Genomic DNA, 20330 nt, shown 5'->3' with positions numbered 1-20330 from the left:
AAATCTCCTCACGCAGGTAATGCATACCTGCGTTTTTTTTACTATTTTTTGATGAAGGCCCTTTAGCTCAGTCGGTTAGAGCGCGCGACTCATAATCGCTCGGTCGCTGGTTCGAGTCCAGCAAGGGCCACCAATTACGATTATCGCATATTGGCTATTCGCTCTGTGTCCAGGCTGATGGTGTGGCGAAGACGGTAGATGGCTTGATACACAGGCAAAGGGGACATTCTGGTTTAGGGATCTCCACTCTCTGAATTTGCGGACAGCTGAATGTCCCCTTTGCTGTGATGAGTGTCTCTCCCCGACTATGATGCCTGCCAGCGGTATGTTTCTGTCGTTACGCGCTTTAACGATAACATCATCAACCTAAAAAATGGCGGTTGTTGAGACAAGGGGCTACGTTTACAAGCTGTAATCGTGTTAGGCGGGCCACCCATTGGCTCAATGTGTATTTACCGGGATTGATAAAATCATGGCAGATATTGCTGATGAAGCACAGAATGAACATGAAAAGATGATCGAACGTGGCTTGATGGCCATACGGTCACAGTTTACAGCAAGCAGTGCGCTTGTCTGCCAAGATTGCGGTGAGCCGATACCGGAACGACGTCGTCACCTGTTACCTGGTGTCAAGACCTGTGTCCTGTGCCAGGAGCGAAAAGAGTTCCAGCATAAGGTTGGGGTTTATCCTTTGTTGACTCGCCATGCTGTCAATCAGGACGAAGAGTGATTGGTGGATCTATAGGGGGATGAAGCCCAACTGATTAGAAAAGTACGTTAGCGTGTCAACATTTTTATTTCCAGACAACCTATATATATCTATGAAGCTAATCTGGTAAAACTTTCAAAAAAAATTGCCGTGTTTTTCCCTGCGGTTGTGATCCCAATCCCTATAGGCGACAGCTGACGTTTATTTGTTTATCCCGTTATTTTTAAACTATTTTGGTGTGGTTCTTATGAAGCTAAGTACAAAACTACGTTCATTTACTTTTTTAGTTGTCGGCGGGTTATCGATATTAACATCTAACGCTGTCGCATCAACTCCGGATGTATGGGACGAACATAATAAAATGGTTATAGCTAGCTGTATTAAAGCAAGCAACTTTAAGGAAATAACGCCAGTTGTAAGCAGGTTGATGGGGTTTTCAGATGAAGTTGGTTATACGGCACTATTATTACAGGGTTTTTATCCTCAACAACATATGGAAAATCAAAAGGGGCGGGAACTTTGCCTTTTCAATAAAAAAACGCAAAAAGCCTATATCAGCGAAGTTGACGGTTATCAATAATAGATAGGGGGTGTTGGTACCAGCGTCCATACTGAGCAATGGGCGGTTTTTTGCTTACCATTCTGATGTTCATTTATGGGATCTTTGCCGCGATGACGCTACCAATACTGCAGATCAGGAAGAAACATCTTGATGATTAGGTGGTTGGTCTTAGCGAGGCAGAAACAAAAAAACCACCAAAAAAGGTGGTTTTTTTGTGCTGTTCAGGTTAGCGGCCTTCCCAGCAGGGCTGTGTTACCAACGTAACGCAAGCGCATCCAAGTGCCTATATTTTGGGCTGCTTTACATGCACTGTCAAGTGCCTGTTCGCGAAAGGTTAGTGTACAATATGGTGGGGCCTTCCCGCTGTGTAGCAACGGGCATCGGATTCAGGGAGGGATTTCCAACGGCCGTAAACGCAAGCGCATCCAAGTGCTTGTATTCGCGGTTTCATCTCCGGTGGTGGCATCGTGAAGCGGTCTTCGCAAAGGACCGCACAATGAAACGGTACATTTGTATTGTCATCGTTGTATCTGGTGCATTGTTGTCATCTGGGAATGGGGGTTGGAGTATTTCCAACAACTCAATTTCGGTGATCATCAACGCAGCAGACAAGTAAGCCAGGTGACCGCCCCTATATTGGGGCGGTTTCCTTACGCTCAGTATGACGACTGCCAGTCTGTACCGTCATCCCAGCGTGACTGCCAGTGTGCCAGGTACGACTGAGCCAGTGCAGGCATCTCGCGTATGACCAAGACACTTTCTGAGTTGGCCCGGGCCGCAGCTCTCGTGTAGTTAAAACTTCCTACTTCAACAGTATGATTATCCTGAATAATTACCTTATCGTGCATAATGGCGTAGTGACCGTTCGGGCTCTGTCGCGTTAAGGCGGCGTCAGGTAATATGCTGATTTTTTGTAATGTTGCCTATTAATGTCTCTGATCAGAAATGCCTTTAAACGCTTGCATTATCCCATCGATATCATCGCGCAATGTGTGCGTTGGTATCTGGCTTATGCCCTTAGCTTGCGCAATCTCGAGGAAATGATGGCTGAACGCGGCATTGCTGTTGACCATGCCACACTGCATTGCTGGGTTATCCGTCTGGTGCCGCTGTTGGACAAGGCATTCCGCCGGCATAAACGTTCGGTGGGTCGTCGATGGCGAATGGATGAAACTTACATCAAAATGAACGGGCAGTGGAAGTATCTGTACCGGGCTGTTGACACATCAGGCCAGACAATCGACTTTCTGCTCACTGCCAAACGGGATGCCGCCGCCGCATTGCGCTTCTTCCGCAAGGCCATACGTCATCATGGCGAATCTGAGGGGGTCACTATCGATAAAAGTGGGGCCAACACAGCGGCTTTGGCCACGCTCAACGCCGACAAACCCGATGAGGAAACGATTACAGTGAGGCAAAGTAAGTACCTAAACAATCTGGTTGAGCAAGATCACCGCAATATCAAACGCCGGATAAGACCGATGCTGGGATTCAAATCGTTTCGACGGGCACAGGGGCTTTTGGCGGGCATCGAATTGATCCACATGATACGCAAAGGACAATATCAGCATCCGGAAAGTGAGGTATTGTCACCTGCGGAACAATTTTATCTGTTGGCTGCCTAAATAATCGGCAACACCCACTTTGGCTGGCCTGTGCCCGTTAATGCGACAGAACCAAGCTGCGCATTGGGCTTCCGTTGTCGGAATGCAGCACCAGGTTACGGGATGAACATTTTTCATTCCACACCGCTCGTTGTAGCAGTTCTGCTGCATGTTCCCCGGTTTCACTGCTGAATACCTCTGCGGCAATAATTTTACGGCTATAAATATCCATGATCATATAGAGATAAAAGTGCTGACCTCTGACCCAGGACGGTAAATGACTGATATCCCAACTCCAGACCTGGTTCGGTGCAACCGCCTTAAGCACATCAGGCCGTTTATACTGGCATTCCCGGGACCTCCTCGTCAGTTGACTGGCTGATTTTAATACGCGATAAAAGGTTGATTCAGAAGCAATATAAACACCTTTATCCGCCAGCATCGGTACGATCACATTTGGAGGCAAAGAGGCAAATTCCGGAGAGTTGCATAACTCCAGAATTTGCAACCTTTCTGTTTCCGATAATTTATTTCGGGGGACACGGTCTGTTACACCGGGCCTTCTGTCTGCACTGATCACTCCACCATCACCATCAATCCAGCGCTGCAGCGTTCGGATCGAAATCCCGATACACTGACAGGCCTGGATCTTACGGGCGCCGTGATCGACAGCTTCACGGACAAGAGAAATAATTTTCTGCCGCTCCGGAAGAGGTGTCAGCCTTCCTCGCTGTTGTCCCAGAGGGCATTGAACTTTTCCCGCAGCATCAGGAGCGCAGCCGCTTCTGCCAGCGCTTTATCTTTGCGGGTCAGCTCCTTCTCAAGTTCACGCAACCGGCTTCTGATATCGCGTAACTCTTTATCTGCGCGGCGATTTTCCGTCAGCTTCATTTCATGAGCTTTGATCGAAATAACCCGCCACTCTTTTACCTGCTCAACAAAAAGCCCCTGACGGCGACAATAATCGGCAAGTTCCATTTCAGACAATGAAGCTGTTTCAAGAACAACCGAAAAGCGACGCTCAGGAGTCCATTCATCACCATCCACAGAGGAAATCCTTTCATTTTTTGGCAATAAGCCTTGTGCCACCAGTTCAAGTCGCCATTTTGCAACAACGGAAGAACTCAGAGCCAGTTTTTGTGCAATGTGTCTGACGGACCAGCTATAAGGAGGCTGGAGCCACATCACTCCCTTTTCTTTCACATCAATCGGTACTGCATGCGCAGGCATAGTCATTCTCCTTCAGAAAGTAAGCGACAACTATGCTGACACAGGGGGAGAATAGGTGTTCACGTTGCGCCGGAATACGCACTAACCATGAACCAATGCCATTATTATTTATTTTTACACATTTTTTTATGTTTAATGTTACAACAATGAGTGATATCTTATACTAAAATTTAGTCTTATCCCTCAGGTTACGCATTAATTAAATTAATGTCTTTAGGGCTAAAAAGAATTGGACAAAGTTCTGTTCGGGGCCTACTACCAAAGCGAGGTTGGTTGACAATCCATTATGAATAACTAAACTCAGAGAGAAGGTATTCACATGCGGTTTATACAGCCCAGTTTGTTATCTACTATTTTATAGTCACTTTTTTTCGTGTCCAACGGAGTAAGTGCTGCAAGCCAGACTTATCCTGTCACCCTAAATAGCTCCCGAGTGATATATAAAGAAACCCAGAGTAGTGGAACAACATAAAGGGTGGATTGCTATTGCAATCCACCTGACCCGCTCCCCGTATGTGATCCATTCATAATCAGGAATAACCGGCTTCATTCTGGCTGCATATTCTGGCAACCGGCAGATTTCTCGGCAAATTCAGAAGGTGTCATCCAGCCCAGGGCAGAATGGGGACGGCTCTGGTTATAGTGTATGCGCCAGCCCTCGATTTTGCACCGTGCATCCTCCACAGACATGAACCAGTTCTCGTTCAAACATTCCTGACCGAACGGAGACGAAATCCTGCTCGAACTTCGGTGCCAATATGTGATCGAACTTCGATGCCAATCCGTGATCGAACAGAGCGGAATACGCACACAGCCGAGATTTCTGATGTTCAATTATTTGTTAATATCTAATAAAGGTGCTCTATGAAAAATAAACCAACTGAATACCCCGGGATCCGACATGAACACATGAACTTAGTGTCGGGTATAATGCAAGAGTTGAGTGAGACATCATTGCTTGCTTCTTGGGATCGGGTTTTTGAAGCGCAAACACGGATTCTTGGACCGCAAGAGTTGAAATGGTTAGAAACTAAAGGGGCGTTTGCAGGAGGCGTTATGGAGGTTGGAAGTGGTAATGGTTGTTATGGAAGTTTTCTTGCTAGAAATGTTCCATATTGCCATTTTTTTGGGCTGGAGGCTAATCAAAGTCTAGTTAATCGTTTTAATTTATGTGATGAGCAGCATCCCATAAACTATAATATCGAAAAGTGCATAGTCGGTATTGACCCTATCCCAAAAGCAATCTTAGGACATGTACAGACCTGCATTCTGCGTTTCGTTTTACAGCACTCATCGGACCCTGTATATATTTTGAAGCAGGTCTGTAATATCCTCCCGCCTGGTGCTCAAATTTATATAATAGAGGAAGATGATCGTCTCTTTGCATCGAATACTGAATGGTCTTCATATGATGCAACTATCGATATGTGGAGGCGCGTGTGTGCAGAAGGAGGGACAAACTCTAAAATAGGTCTTGAATTGCCAGGTATTCTAAATAAAGCAGGCTTCTCGATTGAAGATTACACTATTAATCTTAGGAATAATATTGAAATGGGAAGTATGTTTGTTGAGCTATTTTCCAGTATTGCGCTAATGATGTACAACACTAATCCTGGTGTAATTACGAAAGTAGAACTTCAAAAAATAATTGACGGTTTTTCTGCAAACCAAATGCATCATGTTGCAACTTATCCACAAATACTTCTTGTTGCAAAAAAAATGTAAAATAATTTGTTTGGGCTCTGTCGCATTAACGGCCACAGACCAGCCAAAGTGGGTGTTGCCGATTATTTAGGCAGCCAACAGATAAAATTGTTCCGCAGGTGACAATACCTCACTTTCCGGATGCTGATATTGTCCTTTGCGTATCATGTGGATCAATTCGATGCCCGCCAAAAGCCCCTGTGCCCGTCGAAACGATTTGAATCCCAGCATCGGTCTTATCCGGCGTTTGATATTGCGGTGATCTTGCTCAACCAGATTGTTTAGGTACTTACTTTGCCTCACTGTAATCGTTTCCTCATCGGGTTTGTCGGCGTTGAGCGTGGCCAAAGCCGCTGTGTTGGCCCCACTTTTATCGATAGTGACCCCCTCAGATTCGCCATGATGACGTATGGCCTTGCGGAAGAAGCGCAATGCGGCGGCGGCATCCCGTTTGGCAGTGAGCAGAAAGTCGATTGTCTGGCCTGATGTGTCAACAGCCCGGTACAGATACTTCCACTGCCCGTTCATTTTGATGTAAGTTTCATCCATTCGCCATCGACGACCCACCGAACGTTTATGCCGGCGGAATGCCTTGTCCAACAGCGGCACCAGACGGATAACCCAGCAATGCAGTGTGGCATGGTCAACAGCAATGCCGCGTTCAGCCATCATTTCCTCGAGATTGCGCAAGCTAAGGGCATAAGCCAGATACCAACGCACACATTGCGCGATGATATCGATGGGATAATGCAAGCGTTTAAAGGCATTTCTGATCAGAGACATTAATAGGCAACATTACAAAAAAACAGCATATTACCTGACGCCGCCTTAACGCGACAGAGCCATAATTATATCCTCATCATGTTTTTAAATTTAATAATGTCTCGCGCAACTTATATGTTGCACTCAACAATTGACGTATACTCATTCGACATAATTCGTCTGCCTTAGATAATACGTGGATTTTATTGGTAGATATATGTGAGCCGGTTGTGTGGTTTACTACACACAATTAAAACTCAAACTACCGAATGAAAAAGAGGGCAGTCACGAAGTTGGCGACAGAAGATTTACTCATCGTGAAAGATGAAGGCGAGGGGGAACTCGTCCTTTGGTGGGCGATCCTCTTCTCATCGACGCGGGAGTGGTCTTTCCGGTTTATGTATTTTTCGGAAACGGATCCGCTTGCGGCATTTTTGGGGATATTATCCCCTATGTAGTGCCCGTCATACAGAGACAACACGACATACAGCAAAAGCGGATCCTTTTGGGATCCACCGCCGATCCTATTCAGCCGTCTTTTTGCTTCCTATTTATGGTATATTTCCATAAGTCGGAAGAGTGCTGGCGACGATGACCGATCGCGAAAACGAATTATTGCCCGTGCGCCGGCGTTGATGATTGGCGATACTATTGAGGCGTTGTCCTGCCCTCGACGACGAAAACGTCCGTTTTGGCCCGATGTTGAAAGAAATTGCGCTACGTGAAATCTGAACGTCGACGTGGGGCGTAGACGCCAATTTTTCACGTAGCGCAACCTCCTACTTTTTACCGTTGAGATCCCCCGCGGATCCCGTGATGCCGATAAACCGCCTTAGCAGACGAGATTGTTGGAATTAACAGGAGCAGATGATGACCTATGATTCGGCACTGGCCATTGTGGGGACCCCGGCCGGTGAAACGACGCCGATGCTGGCACCGCAAGATTACCAACGTGCGCTGTCGTTGCGCCATATGGCCATGACGTATGATGATCTGCCCCGGTATCTGCTGGCACCGGAAGTGGCCGCCCTCCTCCATTTCTTGCCGGACTGGACACAGCATGCGCTGATCAATCTCCTGTGGAATACCGGCGCCCGGATCAATGAAGCGCTGGCGCTGAGGCGCCGTGATTTTCGGCTCAATGTGACCATGCCGCACGTGGTATTGCGCACGGCCAAACAACGCCGTACCGGTCGTGGTCGCCCCACGAAAGGTAAGTCGGCGAACCGCACGGTTCCGTTGACCGATCCGCAATTTGTGGACGAGCTGCGCCGGCTGTTTGCCAGCACCAAGGAGTTGTTTGAAATCGATACCGAGACCGGCGAACGTTCCCCCCTGCCAGTCTGGCAGATCAGCGATCGTGGTGTACGCAATTGGTTGACGAAAGCGGAACACCTGGCGAGGCGTGAGGGGATCCGGTTGAGTGTGCCGGTGACGCCGCACGTGTTTCGGCACAGCTATGCGATGCACATGTTGTACCAGGGCACGCCATTGAAAGCGGTGCAGGGGTTATTAGGACATGAAAAAGCGGAGAGCACGGAAGTGTACACTCGGGTATTTGCTCTCGATATCGTCGCCAGTCGCCAGGTGCAGTTCACCTTGCCGACGCAGGATGCGCTCAACATGATCCGGAGCACACATCGTCCTCTGGCACTGGGCGATCACGAATAAAAGCTGACGCCCTGCGGTTGTTCAAATATCTTCGGCCTGCCAGGTGAACAGCCAGGGCGGAGACATTTCGCTGTGAATTTCCGAGTTGCTTGAGAGCCTGGCATACCCACAACACCAGAGCTGTAACGCGAGGGGGCTGGGCGTATAGGCGCTTATGACATGATTGAGGGGACGGCAGTTTTCCTGGAAAAATGCCTTGTTCTCTATGGTGATTCGTCATTTTTTAATGGGTTTTTTAGCGATCCCTCACTAACCCAACCTTGTGGCGGCTGCTTTGTAAACTTCCAGCCGTTCGCGTTTACCTACAGCAAGGACGAGGATCACAACCGTTTCATCTTCGACCTTGTAAACCAGCCGATAACCGGATGCGCGGAGTTTGATCTTATAGCAATCAGGTAAAGAGTGCAGTCGGTTAGCCTCAACGCGTGGCGCCTCAACAATCTGTGCCAGCTTCTTTTTTAACTGTTGACGTACAGTCTCACCTAATTTTTTCCATTCTTTGAAGGCTGCATTGTCAAAGTCAATCTTATAAGTCATCGAGTGTTACTCGGATCCGTTTGCCAGGATTAGCCAGACGTTCACGCGCCAGCTCGATGATATCTGCGTCTTCATCAGCCAGTAATGCCACCTGAACCGGAAGGCGGTTATTTTGTGCAACGTATTCAAGCACCAGACGTACAGCTTCCGAGGCTGTGATCCCCAATCCGTCGAGCGCTACCCCGGCCCGGGCCTTTAAGTCATCGTCGATACGAATATTCATTGTGCCCATTTCAACACCCCATGTGGTTACGTTTGTGTATACATAGTAAGGCATAACCGACAAGAAATAAAGTACATGTGGTCCTGTGCTTCACTCTACAGCCGTCATCTGCTTGGGATCTATAACGCAGAAAGGAGCACCTTGGTTTTTTGAGGAATTCCAACCGATCCTCTTTTCTGCATCATTTACCCGGATGTGGCTGAACGGCATGGTAGTGCGTCATTTATTGTTAATTGTGTTGATTTTTAGTCTTTCATGCAGGATTATTGATTTAATTCAGATAAGCTACATAAATAGAGGTGTTGGTGATTATGGATTCTCATCAGACAGAGAAAGTCGCACTACGTGCCGAAAAAATGTTGTCCGCATTGACTGAGCAAATACAACTTCAGAAAGAAGAACTCAAGGAAAACGAGTATTTTCAGGTGTATGCCAAAGCTGCCGTCGCAAAATTTCCCAAACTGACTCGCGCTAACGTGGATTATGCAGTGAGCGAGATGGAAAGCAGCGGTTATGTCTTCGAGAAGCGAGCGGCCGGTTCATCAACAAAGTACGCGATGACTGTCCAGAATATTGTCGATATTTATCATCACCGTGGTGTTCCTAAATATCGCGATCGCCATCCTGAAGCAATGACTCTCTTTGTCGGCAACCTGAAGGGCGGTGTCTCAAAGACCGTTTCTACGGTGTCACTGGCTCATGCACTGCGTGCCCACCCCCACCTCCTTTTTGAAGATTTACGCGTCCTGGTCATTGATCTGGATCCTCAGTCCTCGGCCACCATGTTTTTGAACCATACCCGTGCCGTGGGCCTTGTTGAGACAACCTCCGCTCAGGCCATGCTCCAAAATGTCAGTCGGGAAGAGTTACTCAATGAGTTCATCGTGCCATCTGTTGTACCCGGCGTCGATGTTCTTCCTGCATCCATTGATGATGCGTTCATCGCTTCAGGTTGGGAAAGTTTGTGTGCCGAGCATTTACCTGGCCAAAACCCCCATGCTGTCTTACGCGAGAATATCATTGATAAACTGAAGGCTGATTATGACTTTATCTTTGTCGACAGCGGCCCTCACCTGGATGCATTCCTCAAGAATGCGATTGCGGCCGCCGATCTCTTGATGACGCCGATCCCGCCTGCACAGGTTGATTTCCACTCTACCCTGAAGTACCTGACCCGTTTGCCTGAGCTGGTCAGTATCATTGAAGCTTCTGGTTGCCCGTGCCGGTTGCAGGGAAACATCGGCTTTATGTCCAAACTGTCAAATAAGCCTGATCACAAAGTCTGCCACAGCCTCGCGAAGGAGATTTTTGGCGGAGACATGCTCGATGCTGCGTTGCCACGTCTTGATGGTTTTGAACGTTGTGGAGAGTCGTTTGATACGGTGATCTCCGCGAACCCATCTACCTATGTGGGGAGCAGCGAAGCGTTGAAAAATGCGCGTACCGCTGCGGAAGATTTTGCCAAAGCGGTATTTGACCGCATTGAATTTATTCGAATGAATTGAGGTGCCCGATGAGCACAAAACGTCAGACAATCGGGCGCACGTTTAGCGCGCCAGTTCTTAACAACGAAGCCGAGCCGGAAGCGTTCAAACAGGTATTTACCCTGGCTTCTGGCAGGAAGGCGGTCTTTACCAAAGTGACCGTTCCGGCGGCAGACGTTGAAACCAAAACGTATGTTCTTCAGGAAATAAACGGACGTGATCAGTCTGCACTCACCCCTGAATCACTTCAAGATATTACGCGGACTATCAACCTGCAGCAGTTTTTCCCTGCCATTGGTGTCCGTCGCGATAACCGTATCGAGATCCTGGATGGCTCACGTCGTCGCGCCTCTGCCATCCTCAAGCAGGTGGGCCTGGATATCTTGATCACGGATGAGCCTCTCTCGGTCAGTGAAGCCAGAAAGTTGGCACAGGATATTCAGACGGCCCGGGAACACAATATTCGTGAAGTGGGAACGAGGTTGCTAGCCCTCAAGCAAAGTGGACTGACACAAAAAGAAATCGCTGAAGCGGAGGGATTGTCGCAAGCCAAAGTTACGCGAGCGTTGCAGGCAGCCAGTGTCTCTTCTGAGTTGCTATCCCTTTTCCCGATCCAATCTGAACTGTCTTTTTCTGACTACAAAGTGTTGCTGACGGCAGAAGAGTTGTTGGCCAGCAATCAACGTTCAGTATCAGAACTCATCGAAAATATCAGTGGCGTCGTCAGTGGCATCCGTGAGCAGTCATTGCTGGTCGCAGATGAGGTCAAGACTAAAATCCTCACAGTAATACGGGATGAAGCCACGGTATTGGGAGAACCAGCGAAAGGAGAAGCGGCAGTCATCACCCCACTCTGGCAGTTTTCTGACAAGAACAAATATGCCCGTAAGAAGATCCGTGGACGCATGTTCAGTTACGAGTTTAATCGTGTATCGCCCGAACTGCAGGGTGCCATTGATGATGCGGTGAAGGCTGTCTTGGCAAAACATCTGAAGTCATAATTGAAAATGTTCTCCACCCATTTTTCAGTGTTAACTGTTTAAAAGTAATAACTTTTCCATGGGGATTTCATGGTGAAATCTCCATTGATTTCGACGCCACTTACTTCGACTTACCTTGCAATGCCCTTTCTCTATGGTTGGATCGCAGTAAAATACCCAGTTCGTTCCCCACGTAAAAATAGGGTTTAATACATTGTATTTAATGAATATTTTTATTAGATTTCACGCTGAAATCTCCACAGTTGCATAACTCCTCAGCGGCTAGCAATGGTTGCTCACGATCCGCGCTGATATAGTTAGACTATGAATTGGCGGCGAATCTGTCCGCCCCCCTTATTGAGTCAGCCTTCACTCCATCGTCAGCAGTTACTCCCTCCCTCCGCTTAACAGTCGCACCGTGCCGGAAAAATTCAAGCCGCCGGCTGCTGTGCCCGTTCGCATTCCTTCCCCCTGGTCAGTCATTTGCGCTGCGGCCTTGCGTCCGGAGCTGGATTTTTTCCTTATGGCCCGTTGCGTCCAGCGCGGTATGGCGGGAGCACACCGCAGATCGCCACAAAGGAAGGAACACCAGAATGACGCAGCTGACCCTGGATATACTCGCGCCAGCCAATACCCCTGATCGGTTACGCCACGTTGGCCAGAACGGCTATGACCATTACCGCCGGGAATTTATCCGGTTGTTTCGTGAAACGGCGCGCTATCACCACAGACATGAGGTTTTCCGCGATTTTGCAGAAATGGCGACACTTGCCGTGCAGAACGTTTTTCTTCGCAGTCCTGATCTGGAAAAAGAGTATCTGGCGATTGCCGGTCGCTATCAACCTGATGATGTTAACCGGATGACTCAGTTGCTGGGGTGTCTCACTGGCGCTCTGGAGTGTCAGCCGGGTGACTTTCTGGGCCAGATCTTCATGGAACTGGAGATCGGCTCAGACCATATGGGCCAGTTTTTCACACCTTATCATCTGTCTGCCCTGATGGCTCGCCTCACCGCCGGTGATGTACTCAGCGAGCTGGAACACAAGCCGTTCATTACGTTGCAGGAACCGGCAGTTGGGGCGGGCAGTATGGTGATCGCATTTGCTGAAATGCTTGCGGAACAGGGCATCAACTATCAGGACAAGCTATTCGCCAGTTGCATGGATATTGATGGTAAGCGTCTCATCCAGACCGTCTTTCATTTTCGCCCGTGTTTCCTACCATGGACACTTTCGCGAACATGGACACTACCGTGGACAAAAATACGCCTTACTCCAGAAGAACCTGGATCACCACTGCACTCAGCCTGCGATTTAACGACGCACTGACCTACCGTGAAATCGCTGAACAACTCAATGTCAGCTCTTCTGCCGTTCATAAAATGTTTACGCGTTTTCGACGCACCGGCATTAACTGGCCACTGCCGGAAGGGTATACGCCGGAACGCCTTGAGGATGAGCTTTACGCCTTCAACCTCGAAACCAACCTTCCCGTCAAAAAACGTCGTCCGGACTGGCCTCTGGAGTTCAGGATCCGTATGGCGGAGCTGAGCCTGCAGCCGGGGGCCTGTGTGGCAGAGCTGGCGCGGCAGCATGGAGTTAACGACAATCTGGTGTTTAACTGGCGTAATCTGCATCGCCAGGGGCTGCTGGATCCTGCCAGCAGAGCCACACTCATCCCCGTCACCGTGGAGCCTCTTTCGCCTCCGCCAGGGCGGACCGGGACCGTATCAACGGACCTTCCACCGGTCATCAGTTGCAAGCTGACGCTACCGGGCGGAAGCCTGAGCCTGACCGGGCCGCTGACGCCGGAGCTGTTGCGCGTACTGGTCAGCGAACTCAGGGAGGGTGAGGCATGATTAACTTTCCCGCAGGGGCGCGCATCTGGCTGGTTGCCGGCGTGACGGATATGCGCTGCAGCTTCAACGGGCTGGCGTCGAAGGTGCAGAACGCGCTGCGGGATGACCCGTTCAGCGGGCATCTGTTCATCTTCCGCGGCCGTCGCGGCGACATGATAAAGGTGCTGTGGGCGGACCGGGACGGCCTGTGCCTGTTCACCAAACGGCTGGAGCGGGGGCGCTTCGTGTGGCCGGTGACCCGCGACGGTAAGGTGCACCTGACGCCGGCGCAGCTGTCGATGCTGCTGGAAGGCATTAACTGGCGGCATCCGCAGCGGACGGAACGCCCTGGCCTGCGGGTGTAACCTGCGCTAAAGTGGGTTCATGGACACCTCATACCCCGATGAAAACGCCCGGCTCAGGGCGCTGCTGCAGGAGCAGCAAACGACCATCCGCAAAATGGCGGAGTATAACCGCCTGCTCTCGCAGCGGGTGGCGGCGTACGCCAGCGAAATCAGCCGGCTGAAGGCGCTGGTCGCTAAGCTTCAGCGTATGCAGTTCGGCAAAAGCTCCGAAAAGCTGCGTGAGAAAACAGCGCGCCAGGTCAGTGAGGCGGAGGAGCGCATCGGCGCCCTGCAGGAGGAGATGGCGGAGGTGCTGGGTGAGCAGCACGACCCGGTACTCCCGCAGCCGCTGCGCCAGTCTTCCGCCCGCAAGCCGCTGCCCGCCTCGCTTCCCCGCGAAACCCGCACGCTGCCGCCGGCAGAAACCGCCTGCCCGGAATGCGGCGGCGAGCTCACTTCGCTGGGCTGCGACGTGTCGGAGCAGCTGGAGCTCATCAGCAGCGCCTTCAAGGTTATCGAAACGCAGCGGCCGAAGCTGGCCTGCTGCAGCTGTGACCACATCGCACAGGCCCCCGCGCCGTCAAAACCCATCGAGCGCAGCTACGCAGGCCCCGGCCTGCTGGCCCGCATCGTCACGGCGAAGTTCGCGGAACATACGCCGCACTACCGCCAGTCGGAAATATACCGCCGGCAGGGCGTGGAGCTGAGCCGTGCCACGCTGGGGCGCTGGTCCGGTGCGGTCAGCGAGCTGCTTGAGCCGCTGTACGACCTGCTGCGTCAGTACGTTCTGATGCCGGGTAAGGTGCACACCGACGATATCCCTGTGCCAGTGCAGGAGCCGGGCAGCGGCAAGACGCGCACGGCCCGGCTGTGGGTCTACGTGCGTGATGACCGCAATGCCGGTTCACAGCTGCCGCCCGCGGTGTGGTTCGCGTACTCGCCGGACCGTAAGGGCGTGCATCCGCAACGTCACCTTGCCGGGTACGGCGGCATCCTGCAGGCGGACGCGTACGGCGGCTATAACGCGCTGTACGAAGACGGCCGCATCACGGAAGCGGCCTGCATGGCCCATGCCCGCCGAAAAATCCACGACGTTCACGCCCGCACGCCGACAGATATCACCACCGAAGCGCTGAGGCGCATCGGTGAGCTGTACGCCATCGAGGCGGAGATACGCGGCAGCCCGGCAGAAGAACGGCTGGCAGTACGTAAGGAGCAGACTATCCCGCTGATGCAGTCGCTGTACGACTGGATACAGGTGCAGATGACGGTGCTGTCGCGCCACTCGGATACGGCAAAGGCATTCGCGTACCTGCTGAAGCAGTGGGACGCGTTAAACCTGTACTGCAGCAACGGCTGGGCGGAGATAGACAACAACATCGCGGAGAACGCGCTGCGCGGCGTTGCCCTGGGCCGGAAAAACTGGCTGTTCGCGGGTTCAGACGCGGGCGGAGAGCGTGCTGCCGTACTGTACTCCCTTATCGGCGCCTGCCGGCTGAACGGCGTAGAGCCGGAAGCTTGGTTGCGTCATGTGCTCACGCATATCCAGGACTGGCCGGTAAACCGGCTGCGCGACCTACTGCCGTGGAAAACCGACCTCACATCTGAATAAACGTCAATACGGTCTGGATGAGACGCTTACGCTTGATGCGGCTGATTTAATGGCACTCTTACCGCGTCTTTGCAATCAGTTGGAAAGACCTGATCACCGACACGATGTGTGTCGTGCCATCGAGAAGCTGGCAGGAACAAATGCCGAAATGGTGCTTTACCAAAGCGGCCATGCCACACCGCCGACTGTGCCGGGAGACAATACAGAGATCAATTTTCCGTTTGCCCTGGAATGGCTGACCAAAGAGGAAATAAGGATCGTACTCGAGGTGGTTACATTGTCCGTGCGCAAGGCCTGTCGGCAAATGTTTGATGATGCGAAACGCATTCAGGCGGCGTTGACGCCCCAACCATATTCGCACCTGTTTTCCCGGCGCACCCGGCATTTCAAGCTGGTCGTTGAGGAAAGCGATGAAGAAAATTGGCTTGATGAGTCCAACCCCGACGAAGTGCGTCGGGTACTGGATGCCATAATTAACCAGGGCGCGCGATTTGGTGCCGTGCGACTGATTGTCATCAATGACACGTTAGAGCTGATCACCGGCTACAGTGTGATGACCGATGTGCTACGTTTGCCTGGGGATCCGCCACGCCGTTGGTTCGACCGCGATGTCCTGCGGGATGTTTGCTATGCCGCCAGGCAAGAGGTTCTCAGTGTCATGAACACGTACAGCGCATTTACCAAGAAAAGTTGAAGCAGGAGGGGCAAATGCCCCTCTTTTCTCGACCCGATAAGGGTGTCGCTCTACTCCGCTGTTTGCCAGGCCACGGTGTGGCCCTGAATTGAAAACCCACCTGGTCAGCATTCGTGTTGTGACGGCCGGATGCCGTGCCTTCACTGTAGCCCGGCTGCGACGAATACAAGGGTTCGCGTTGCCGTTATCCTCGCCCGTTCTCGCTCACTTTCGCCGTCATTTTCCCGTCGTTCGACCGCTCAATTTTCACGGTCTCACCGTACAAATACCGGCTTTCGTTCGCTGCGCTGCGGCCTGCGGTAACGCCCTTGTATTGCGCCGCTGTTCGCCGGGCTGTCGTGTCGGCACGGCACCGTCCGGTGTCGCGGAACATGAAATTACGGAGGTATTCCATGCACTATTCCCACACTCAGACCGCCCTGAATGTCGAAGAAATTGACCGGCTGTCTTTCCTGCCCTACCTGTTTGGCGAGGATTTCATGATTGCCGAATTGAAGGTCTACGCCTTGGCACGTAAACACCTGCCTGACTACGAAGACGGATTTTGGCATTTTGTACGGCTTCCGCAAGGCGGCGGCTACATGATGCCCACGGGCGATCGATACCACATGGTCAACGCCGAAGGCTGGTTTGACCGTACCGTCAGCGCCGAGGTTGCAGGGATCATTTTGACAGCGCAAGCCATCAACTATCGGTGTTTAGCGCTCAAAGGTTGTAGCGACGATGAACAGATCAAGCTGTTCCAGCTGCGTGAGTTCCAGCTCTGGAACTTTATCGAAAGCCATCCCGATAGTGCCGCGATTAGCGCTGCGCTCGAATGACGAAATGAAAAGGCCAAGGCAGGCAGCAACGCTGCTTGCCTCAAAGAATAGTGCCCTTGATCGCGGGATGAGGAAAGAGTATGGAAATGGAAATGACAGTAGGCAGCCTGATAACCCGGCTGCAAAACAATTATTCGCTAGATGACTTGTGCGTGGCTTCACTCTGGTTTGATGAAGACTTTTTGTCCAAAGTGTGGGGAGAAGATCTAACTAGGGATGAGATCCATGCGGCCATGAAAATAACAAGTAGCTATGATGCTAATGAAGGGATCAACTGGTCAGTAGTCGAGGATGCAGTAGAGCGTGTGCTCGACAGTCGTGAAGATCCAAAACCCTAATTCGCTAATCGCCTAGGCAGGAGGTGAAAGCCACCTGTCTACCGCCGAAAACACCCTGGCAGGCTTACGCCTGCCGCGAAGGCTGCTGCCGCGCCTACGGCGCCGCGCTCCGCCTTCGTCTGCCTCTTTCATCACCTGGTGTCCGTTTATATCACCTTCTGTTTCCTTCGCTGTGTTTTCCGACGTCTACGTATTGTTATCACCTCTTCCAGCTATTCGATATGGGCGTCCGGTCGGCTGTCGTGAACGGAGCCAGGTGAACCTGTCTCCGCCCTGCGGGCGTCCATCCTGACGCAACCCCAGCTCGCAGCATCCGTACCCGGATGCGCCGCTTTGACGCGCCGTGGCCTGCGCTTATTGCACCCCGGCAATAAAAGCCCTGCCGGTGTGTAGGGAGCAACGCCGTTTCGCCTTGCTCTTACGGCGTTGCGGCGGGTCCCAGCTCACCCTCTGACCGGTGCGTCTCCCGTTTATGATCCTGTCGCCTAGGCTGATAACGCCACAGTCCTCCTGGCCATCCAGGGGAAAGCTGAAGCACAGCCACAAAACTTTTTGCAGTCAAAAACTTTGGTGTCTGCCCCTGGACGTCTGCCTCGGCCGGTGCCGTTTTACGCCCTTGCGGCGCAGGTTCTCAAACGGGTGATGGAAATACCGGGGGCGAAGAACAGCTGGTCCCCTCAAAACGTCAACACCGCGACGAGGAAACTCAACGGGTGATGTTTTTTTAACAACACAAAGTGTGTCTGGATTTTTAAACCGTCCGTGGGCCAGGCCCGCCCTTGTAATCATGCAAGTCTGGCGTCCATGCATGCATTGTTATTCGATGTTGCCGACGAGCTGCCTCTGAAAAACTTTCGCATGCGAAATTATCAACGCCGTTAAATATCATATTTGATATTCAATATTGGCTTTGATATACTGTTCTCAACAGATGACGGAAGGCCGTCATCTAGTACCGGCGAAACGCCAATTCTCAAAGGAGAAACAATGTCTCAGCGTCCTATCCCCCTTCCAACGCACGTTGAAGCCCTGGCGGAGTATTACATCCATAAGGCAATTGCGATCCTTGATGCTCGCATTAAAGCGAAAGGCATCATGTTCCTTCAACCTGCGACCGTTACCAACTTCTTGCGGCTTCAACTTGAGTCTGAAGAACGGGAAGTGTTCGCTGTCCTCTTTCTTGATAATCAACATCGTTTGATAGAGTTTAAACGTATGTTTTTTGGCACGATTAACACCGTTAATGTGCATCCTCGTGAAGTAATGAAAGAAGCGATCAAGCTAAATGCTGCCGCCGTCATTTTTGCACATAACCATCCATCAGGATTAGCTGAACCTAGTAAGGCAGATCGCGACATAACGGTTGGACTAACCAATGCATTGGCCCTGGTTGATGTAAGAACCCTCGACCACGTTGTCATAGGCCATGGTCAAACCACCTCATTCGCAGAACGGGGCTGGATCTAAATTGTAAGTGCCGCTGCGGCGGCACCTCTCCGGAGATAACAATGGAAACTCATAGTGCTTACAACGTAAAGCAGCTGCAGGTCAGAAAGGAATGTTTTTGTCCTTTTACTGCAGGGTGGAAAGAACCTACAGGCGCTGAAATTGCTTGTGTGATGTCCCAGGCTAGCAAAACAAAAACCAGCCTTGCAGATACCTTTGGTTTAAGCCCTGGGCAGATTGAAAACTGGTTTACGAACAAAGAAACGATCCCCTACCCAGTCTGGTGTTTGCTCGGGTTGTCAGCTGGATATGGCGATTTTTGGTTGCATCGTCAGTGAGGCTGCAAAATTTCGCATGCGAAACTATGGAGGTAATTACATATCACTATTGATACGAAGTGAATAGCAAGAAAACCCATTTATCAGATTGAAAGCGGAAGGCCGCTTCCAATATACGGCGTGAAGCCTGGCTCAAAGGAGTCTGCTATGTAACGAGTCTAACTCTATGTCCTGCGTTCAAGAACGGCAGGAGTGGCGCCCTACGCCACCGTCTGCCTGACCATTTAAAATATGTGGAGTATCAAAAATGGCTATGTCTATTTTACGTCGTTTGTTACGGATCTTAAAAGCGAATGCTAATGATGCTGTTGATCAGATGGAAGACCCAGCACTGCTCGCTCGGCAAATGGTGAGAGATTTTGAGGTGCAAATCGGTAGCACCGAAGAGGTTGTTGCTGCAGTAATTGGCCAGCAGAACCTTCTTCAAAAACAGCTGGAAGCCAGCAAAAAAGCAGTCTCCGATTGGAATGACCGAGCACATCGCGCCGTCCAGGCAGATCGCGATGATTTGGCCAGAACAGCTTTACAATACGTGCAACGATACGAGAGGAATGTTGCCTTCTATAGCAATGCATTGGAGACATTGAATCCAAAGGTCGAGGACTTGAAAAGCAAACTCGCCACGCTGCGCGATGAGTATGAAGACGCGAAAAACGAGGTCACCCTGCTCGATGCCCGGGCTAAAATTGCAGATACGAGTGGCAAGGTGTCGCGGATCATGGGGGGGGTTGGCAATAACGCCATCGACATGACCAAAATACGATCCAAAGTCGATAAGCTGGAGGCGGATTCAGCTGCTTTAGATTCAATGGCCAAGGAGGTTTCAGGGCAAGATCTGAAGAAACAATTCGATATGTTAGGCACTCCCCACATAGATCAACGTCTTGAAGAACTGAAAAAACAAACGTCTTCAGGAGGCAGTGATGCCCAGTAATTTTCCGAACGCTACTGAAGATATAATCGGTCTCATTATGCCTATGTACGGCTGGCTTTGGGTGTTGATCATTGTGCTGTTTTTTATCACTAAGGTCATTCTGCCGACTTATGAAGACTGGCAAGAAGAAAAAAAACGAAAGCAGGAGGCGATTAGCAAAAAGCAACAAAGCCTGCAAATAAGCGAAATAGAGCGCAAGGCGAAAGAGCGGGACATTGCCAGTGGAATTGTGAGGCGCTCTGATTACAGCGATTGGTTACGGGAGCAAATATTGAAGATAGAAATTTGTCTCGCTAATACTGATCTGGCTAATCGGTCTGATCTTGAAGCCATGCGATCGAGATTAGTAAAGTTGAATATGGTCAATAGCGATGACATCATCAAAATGAGTGGCGATATTTCATCAGTAGTTGACTCGACGTACAATCTCCAACTCATTGACCAGGAGTGGAAAAGATTGGAAACTGAGTTAGCCGCTATCGAAAGTAAAATGAGATAAC

The 20330-nt window shown here is 50.8% G+C and carries 24 protein-coding genes, 1 tRNA gene and 2 pseudogenes; 19 read left to right on the top strand and 8 right to left on the bottom strand.

Features of this window, described 5'->3' with window-relative positions; all coding sequences use genetic code 11:
- The first annotated feature begins 56 nt into the window (after positions 1-56).
- From KGP17_RS27830 to KGP17_RS27820, 3 genes are all read left to right on the top strand, one after another.
- Positions 57-133: transfer RNA gene (locus tag KGP17_RS27830), tRNA-Ile, on the top strand.
- Between the two features lie 339 nt (positions 134-472).
- Complete coding sequence (locus tag KGP17_RS27825; RefSeq protein WP_223498386.1) at positions 473-730, top strand: TraR/DksA family transcriptional regulator; 258 nt, start codon at positions 473-475, stop codon at positions 728-730.
- Between the two features lie 226 nt (positions 731-956).
- The gene (locus KGP17_RS27820) at positions 957-1289 is read left to right on the top strand and encodes a hypothetical protein (protein WP_223498387.1); all 333 of its coding nucleotides are present in this window, start codon (positions 957-959) and stop codon (positions 1287-1289) included.
- Between the two features lie 638 nt (positions 1290-1927).
- On the opposite strand, the pseudogene KGP17_RS27815 reads toward KGP17_RS27820, so the two are convergent.
- Positions 1928-2128: pseudogene (locus KGP17_RS27815) on the bottom strand (phospholipase D-like domain-containing protein); the annotation flags it as partial.
- A 72-nt stretch (positions 2129-2200) separates the two neighbouring features.
- On the opposite strand from KGP17_RS27815, the gene KGP17_RS27810 reads away from it, so the two are divergent.
- Positions 2201-2896, top strand: a complete 696-nt coding sequence (locus KGP17_RS27810) for an IS6 family transposase (protein WP_223499779.1) — start codon at positions 2201-2203, stop codon at positions 2894-2896.
- A 37-nt stretch (positions 2897-2933) separates the two neighbouring features.
- On the opposite strand, the gene KGP17_RS27805 is transcribed toward KGP17_RS27810, so the two are convergent.
- From KGP17_RS27805 to KGP17_RS27795, 3 genes and pseudogenes are all read right to left on the bottom strand, one after another.
- Positions 2934-3455: a DDE-type integrase/transposase/recombinase gene (locus KGP17_RS27805; protein WP_223499782.1), complete on the bottom strand. Its 522-nt coding sequence runs from the start codon at positions 3453-3455 to the stop codon at positions 2934-2936.
- 137 nt (positions 3456-3592) lie between these two features.
- Positions 3593-4105 carry a hypothetical protein gene (locus KGP17_RS27800; protein WP_223499781.1) on the bottom strand — a complete coding sequence of 171 codons (513 nt, stop codon included), beginning with the start codon at positions 4103-4105 and terminating at the stop codon, positions 3593-3595.
- Between the two features lie 546 nt (positions 4106-4651).
- Positions 4652-4819 (bottom strand): annotated as a pseudogene (locus tag KGP17_RS27795) (transposase); the annotation flags it as partial.
- 150 nt (positions 4820-4969) lie between these two features.
- On the opposite strand from KGP17_RS27795, the gene KGP17_RS27790 reads away from it, so the two are divergent.
- Positions 4970-5830: a methyltransferase domain-containing protein gene (locus tag KGP17_RS27790; protein WP_223499780.1), complete on the top strand. Its 861-nt coding sequence runs from the start codon at positions 4970-4972 to the stop codon at positions 5828-5830.
- Positions 5831-5896: 66 nt separating this feature from the next.
- Here the strand turns inward: KGP17_RS27790 and KGP17_RS27785 are convergent, their stop codons facing one another.
- Complete coding sequence (locus KGP17_RS27785) at positions 5897-6592, bottom strand: IS6 family transposase (protein WP_223499779.1); 696 nt, start codon at positions 6590-6592, stop codon at positions 5897-5899.
- Positions 6593-7441: 849 nt separating this feature from the next.
- Here KGP17_RS27785 and KGP17_RS27780 point away from each other — a divergent pair.
- Complete coding sequence (locus KGP17_RS27780) at positions 7442-8242, top strand: tyrosine-type recombinase/integrase (RefSeq protein ID WP_223499828.1); 801 nt, start codon at positions 7442-7444, stop codon at positions 8240-8242.
- A gap of 249 nt (positions 8243-8491) precedes the next feature.
- Here the strand turns inward: KGP17_RS27780 and KGP17_RS27775 are convergent, their stop codons facing one another.
- Positions 8492-8779, bottom strand: coding sequence for a type II toxin-antitoxin system RelE/ParE family toxin (locus KGP17_RS27775; RefSeq protein ID WP_223499778.1), 288 nt, complete (start codon positions 8777-8779; stop codon positions 8492-8494).
- Positions 8769-9002 (bottom strand): type II toxin-antitoxin system RelB/DinJ family antitoxin, encoded by a 234-nt coding sequence (locus KGP17_RS27770; protein ID WP_371822217.1) that lies wholly within the window; start codon positions 9000-9002, stop codon positions 8769-8771. The genes KGP17_RS27775 and KGP17_RS27770 overlap by 11 nt, the downstream gene beginning before the upstream one ends.
- 311 nt (positions 9003-9313) lie before the next feature.
- Here KGP17_RS27770 and KGP17_RS27765 point away from each other — a divergent pair, with 311 nt between their 5' ends.
- The 7 genes from KGP17_RS27765 (at position 9314) to KGP17_RS27735 (ending at position 15953) form a co-directional block, all read left to right on the top strand.
- Positions 9314-10507: an AAA family ATPase gene (locus KGP17_RS27765; protein WP_223499776.1), complete on the top strand. Its 1194-nt coding sequence runs from the start codon at positions 9314-9316 to the stop codon at positions 10505-10507.
- An 8-nt stretch (positions 10508-10515) separates the two neighbouring features.
- Positions 10516-11487, top strand: coding sequence for a ParB family protein (locus KGP17_RS27760; RefSeq protein ID WP_223499775.1), 972 nt, complete (start codon positions 10516-10518; stop codon positions 11485-11487).
- Between the two features lie 572 nt (positions 11488-12059).
- Entirely contained in the window at positions 12060-12794 is a 735-nt protein-coding gene (locus tag KGP17_RS27755) for an N-6 DNA methylase (protein WP_223499774.1), read from the top strand.
- Positions 12719-13324, top strand: coding sequence for an IS66-like element accessory protein TnpA (gene tnpA / locus KGP17_RS27750; RefSeq protein ID WP_223499773.1), 606 nt, complete (start codon positions 12719-12721; stop codon positions 13322-13324). The genes KGP17_RS27755 and tnpA overlap by 76 nt, the downstream gene beginning before the upstream one ends.
- Positions 13321-13668, top strand: a complete 348-nt coding sequence (gene tnpB / locus KGP17_RS27745; protein ID WP_223499772.1) for an IS66 family insertion sequence element accessory protein TnpB — start codon at positions 13321-13323, stop codon at positions 13666-13668. Before tnpA ends, tnpB begins: the two co-directional genes overlap by 4 nt.
- 19 nt (positions 13669-13687) lie before the next feature.
- On the top strand, positions 13688-15259 hold the full coding sequence (locus KGP17_RS27740; protein WP_223499771.1) for an IS66 family transposase: 1572 nt from the start codon (positions 13688-13690) through the stop codon (positions 15257-15259).
- A gap of 49 nt (positions 15260-15308) precedes the next feature.
- On the top strand, positions 15309-15953 hold the full coding sequence (locus tag KGP17_RS27735) for a hypothetical protein (RefSeq protein WP_223499770.1): 645 nt from the start codon (positions 15309-15311) through the stop codon (positions 15951-15953).
- 184 nt (positions 15954-16137) lie between these two features.
- Here the strand turns inward: KGP17_RS27735 and KGP17_RS27730 are convergent, their stop codons facing one another.
- Positions 16138-16347, bottom strand: a complete 210-nt coding sequence (locus KGP17_RS27730) for a hypothetical protein (RefSeq protein ID WP_223499769.1) — start codon at positions 16345-16347, stop codon at positions 16138-16140.
- Between KGP17_RS27730 and KGP17_RS27725 the strand changes: the two genes are divergently transcribed.
- The 6 genes from KGP17_RS27725 to KGP17_RS27695 all read left to right on the top strand — a co-directional run bounded on the left by KGP17_RS27725 (position 16346) and on the right by KGP17_RS27695 (position 20329).
- Positions 16346-16774: an antirestriction protein gene (locus tag KGP17_RS27725; RefSeq protein ID WP_223499768.1), complete on the top strand. Its 429-nt coding sequence runs from the start codon at positions 16346-16348 to the stop codon at positions 16772-16774. The two genes, KGP17_RS27730 and KGP17_RS27725, sit on opposite strands and share 2 nt — an antisense overlap.
- 80 nt (positions 16775-16854) lie before the next feature.
- A complete protein-coding gene (locus KGP17_RS27720; protein WP_223499767.1) occupies positions 16855-17112 on the top strand; it encodes a hypothetical protein in 258 nt (85 codons plus the stop codon).
- A 987-nt stretch (positions 17113-18099) separates the two neighbouring features.
- Entirely contained in the window at positions 18100-18579 is a 480-nt protein-coding gene (gene radC, locus KGP17_RS27710) for a DNA repair protein RadC (RefSeq protein WP_223499766.1), read from the top strand.
- A 41-nt stretch (positions 18580-18620) separates the two neighbouring features.
- The gene (locus KGP17_RS27705) at positions 18621-18896 is read left to right on the top strand and encodes a homeobox domain-containing protein (protein WP_223499765.1); all 276 of its coding nucleotides are present in this window, start codon (positions 18621-18623) and stop codon (positions 18894-18896) included.
- Positions 18897-19143: 247 nt separating this feature from the next.
- Positions 19144-19830, top strand: coding sequence for a PspA/IM30 family protein (locus tag KGP17_RS27700; protein ID WP_223499764.1), 687 nt, complete (start codon positions 19144-19146; stop codon positions 19828-19830).
- Positions 19820-20329, top strand: a complete 510-nt coding sequence (locus KGP17_RS27695) for a hypothetical protein (protein ID WP_223499763.1) — start codon at positions 19820-19822, stop codon at positions 20327-20329. Before KGP17_RS27700 ends, KGP17_RS27695 begins: the two co-directional genes overlap by 11 nt.
- Position 20330: the final 1 nt, after the last annotated feature.

This window comes from Serratia sp. JSRIV001, from assembly GCF_019968745.1.
Taxonomy (GTDB): domain Bacteria; phylum Pseudomonadota; class Gammaproteobacteria; order Enterobacterales; family Enterobacteriaceae; genus Chania; species Chania fonticola_B.
The sequence above is the reverse complement of the archived record's forward strand: the minus strand, read 5'-3'. Positions and strand labels throughout refer to the sequence as shown.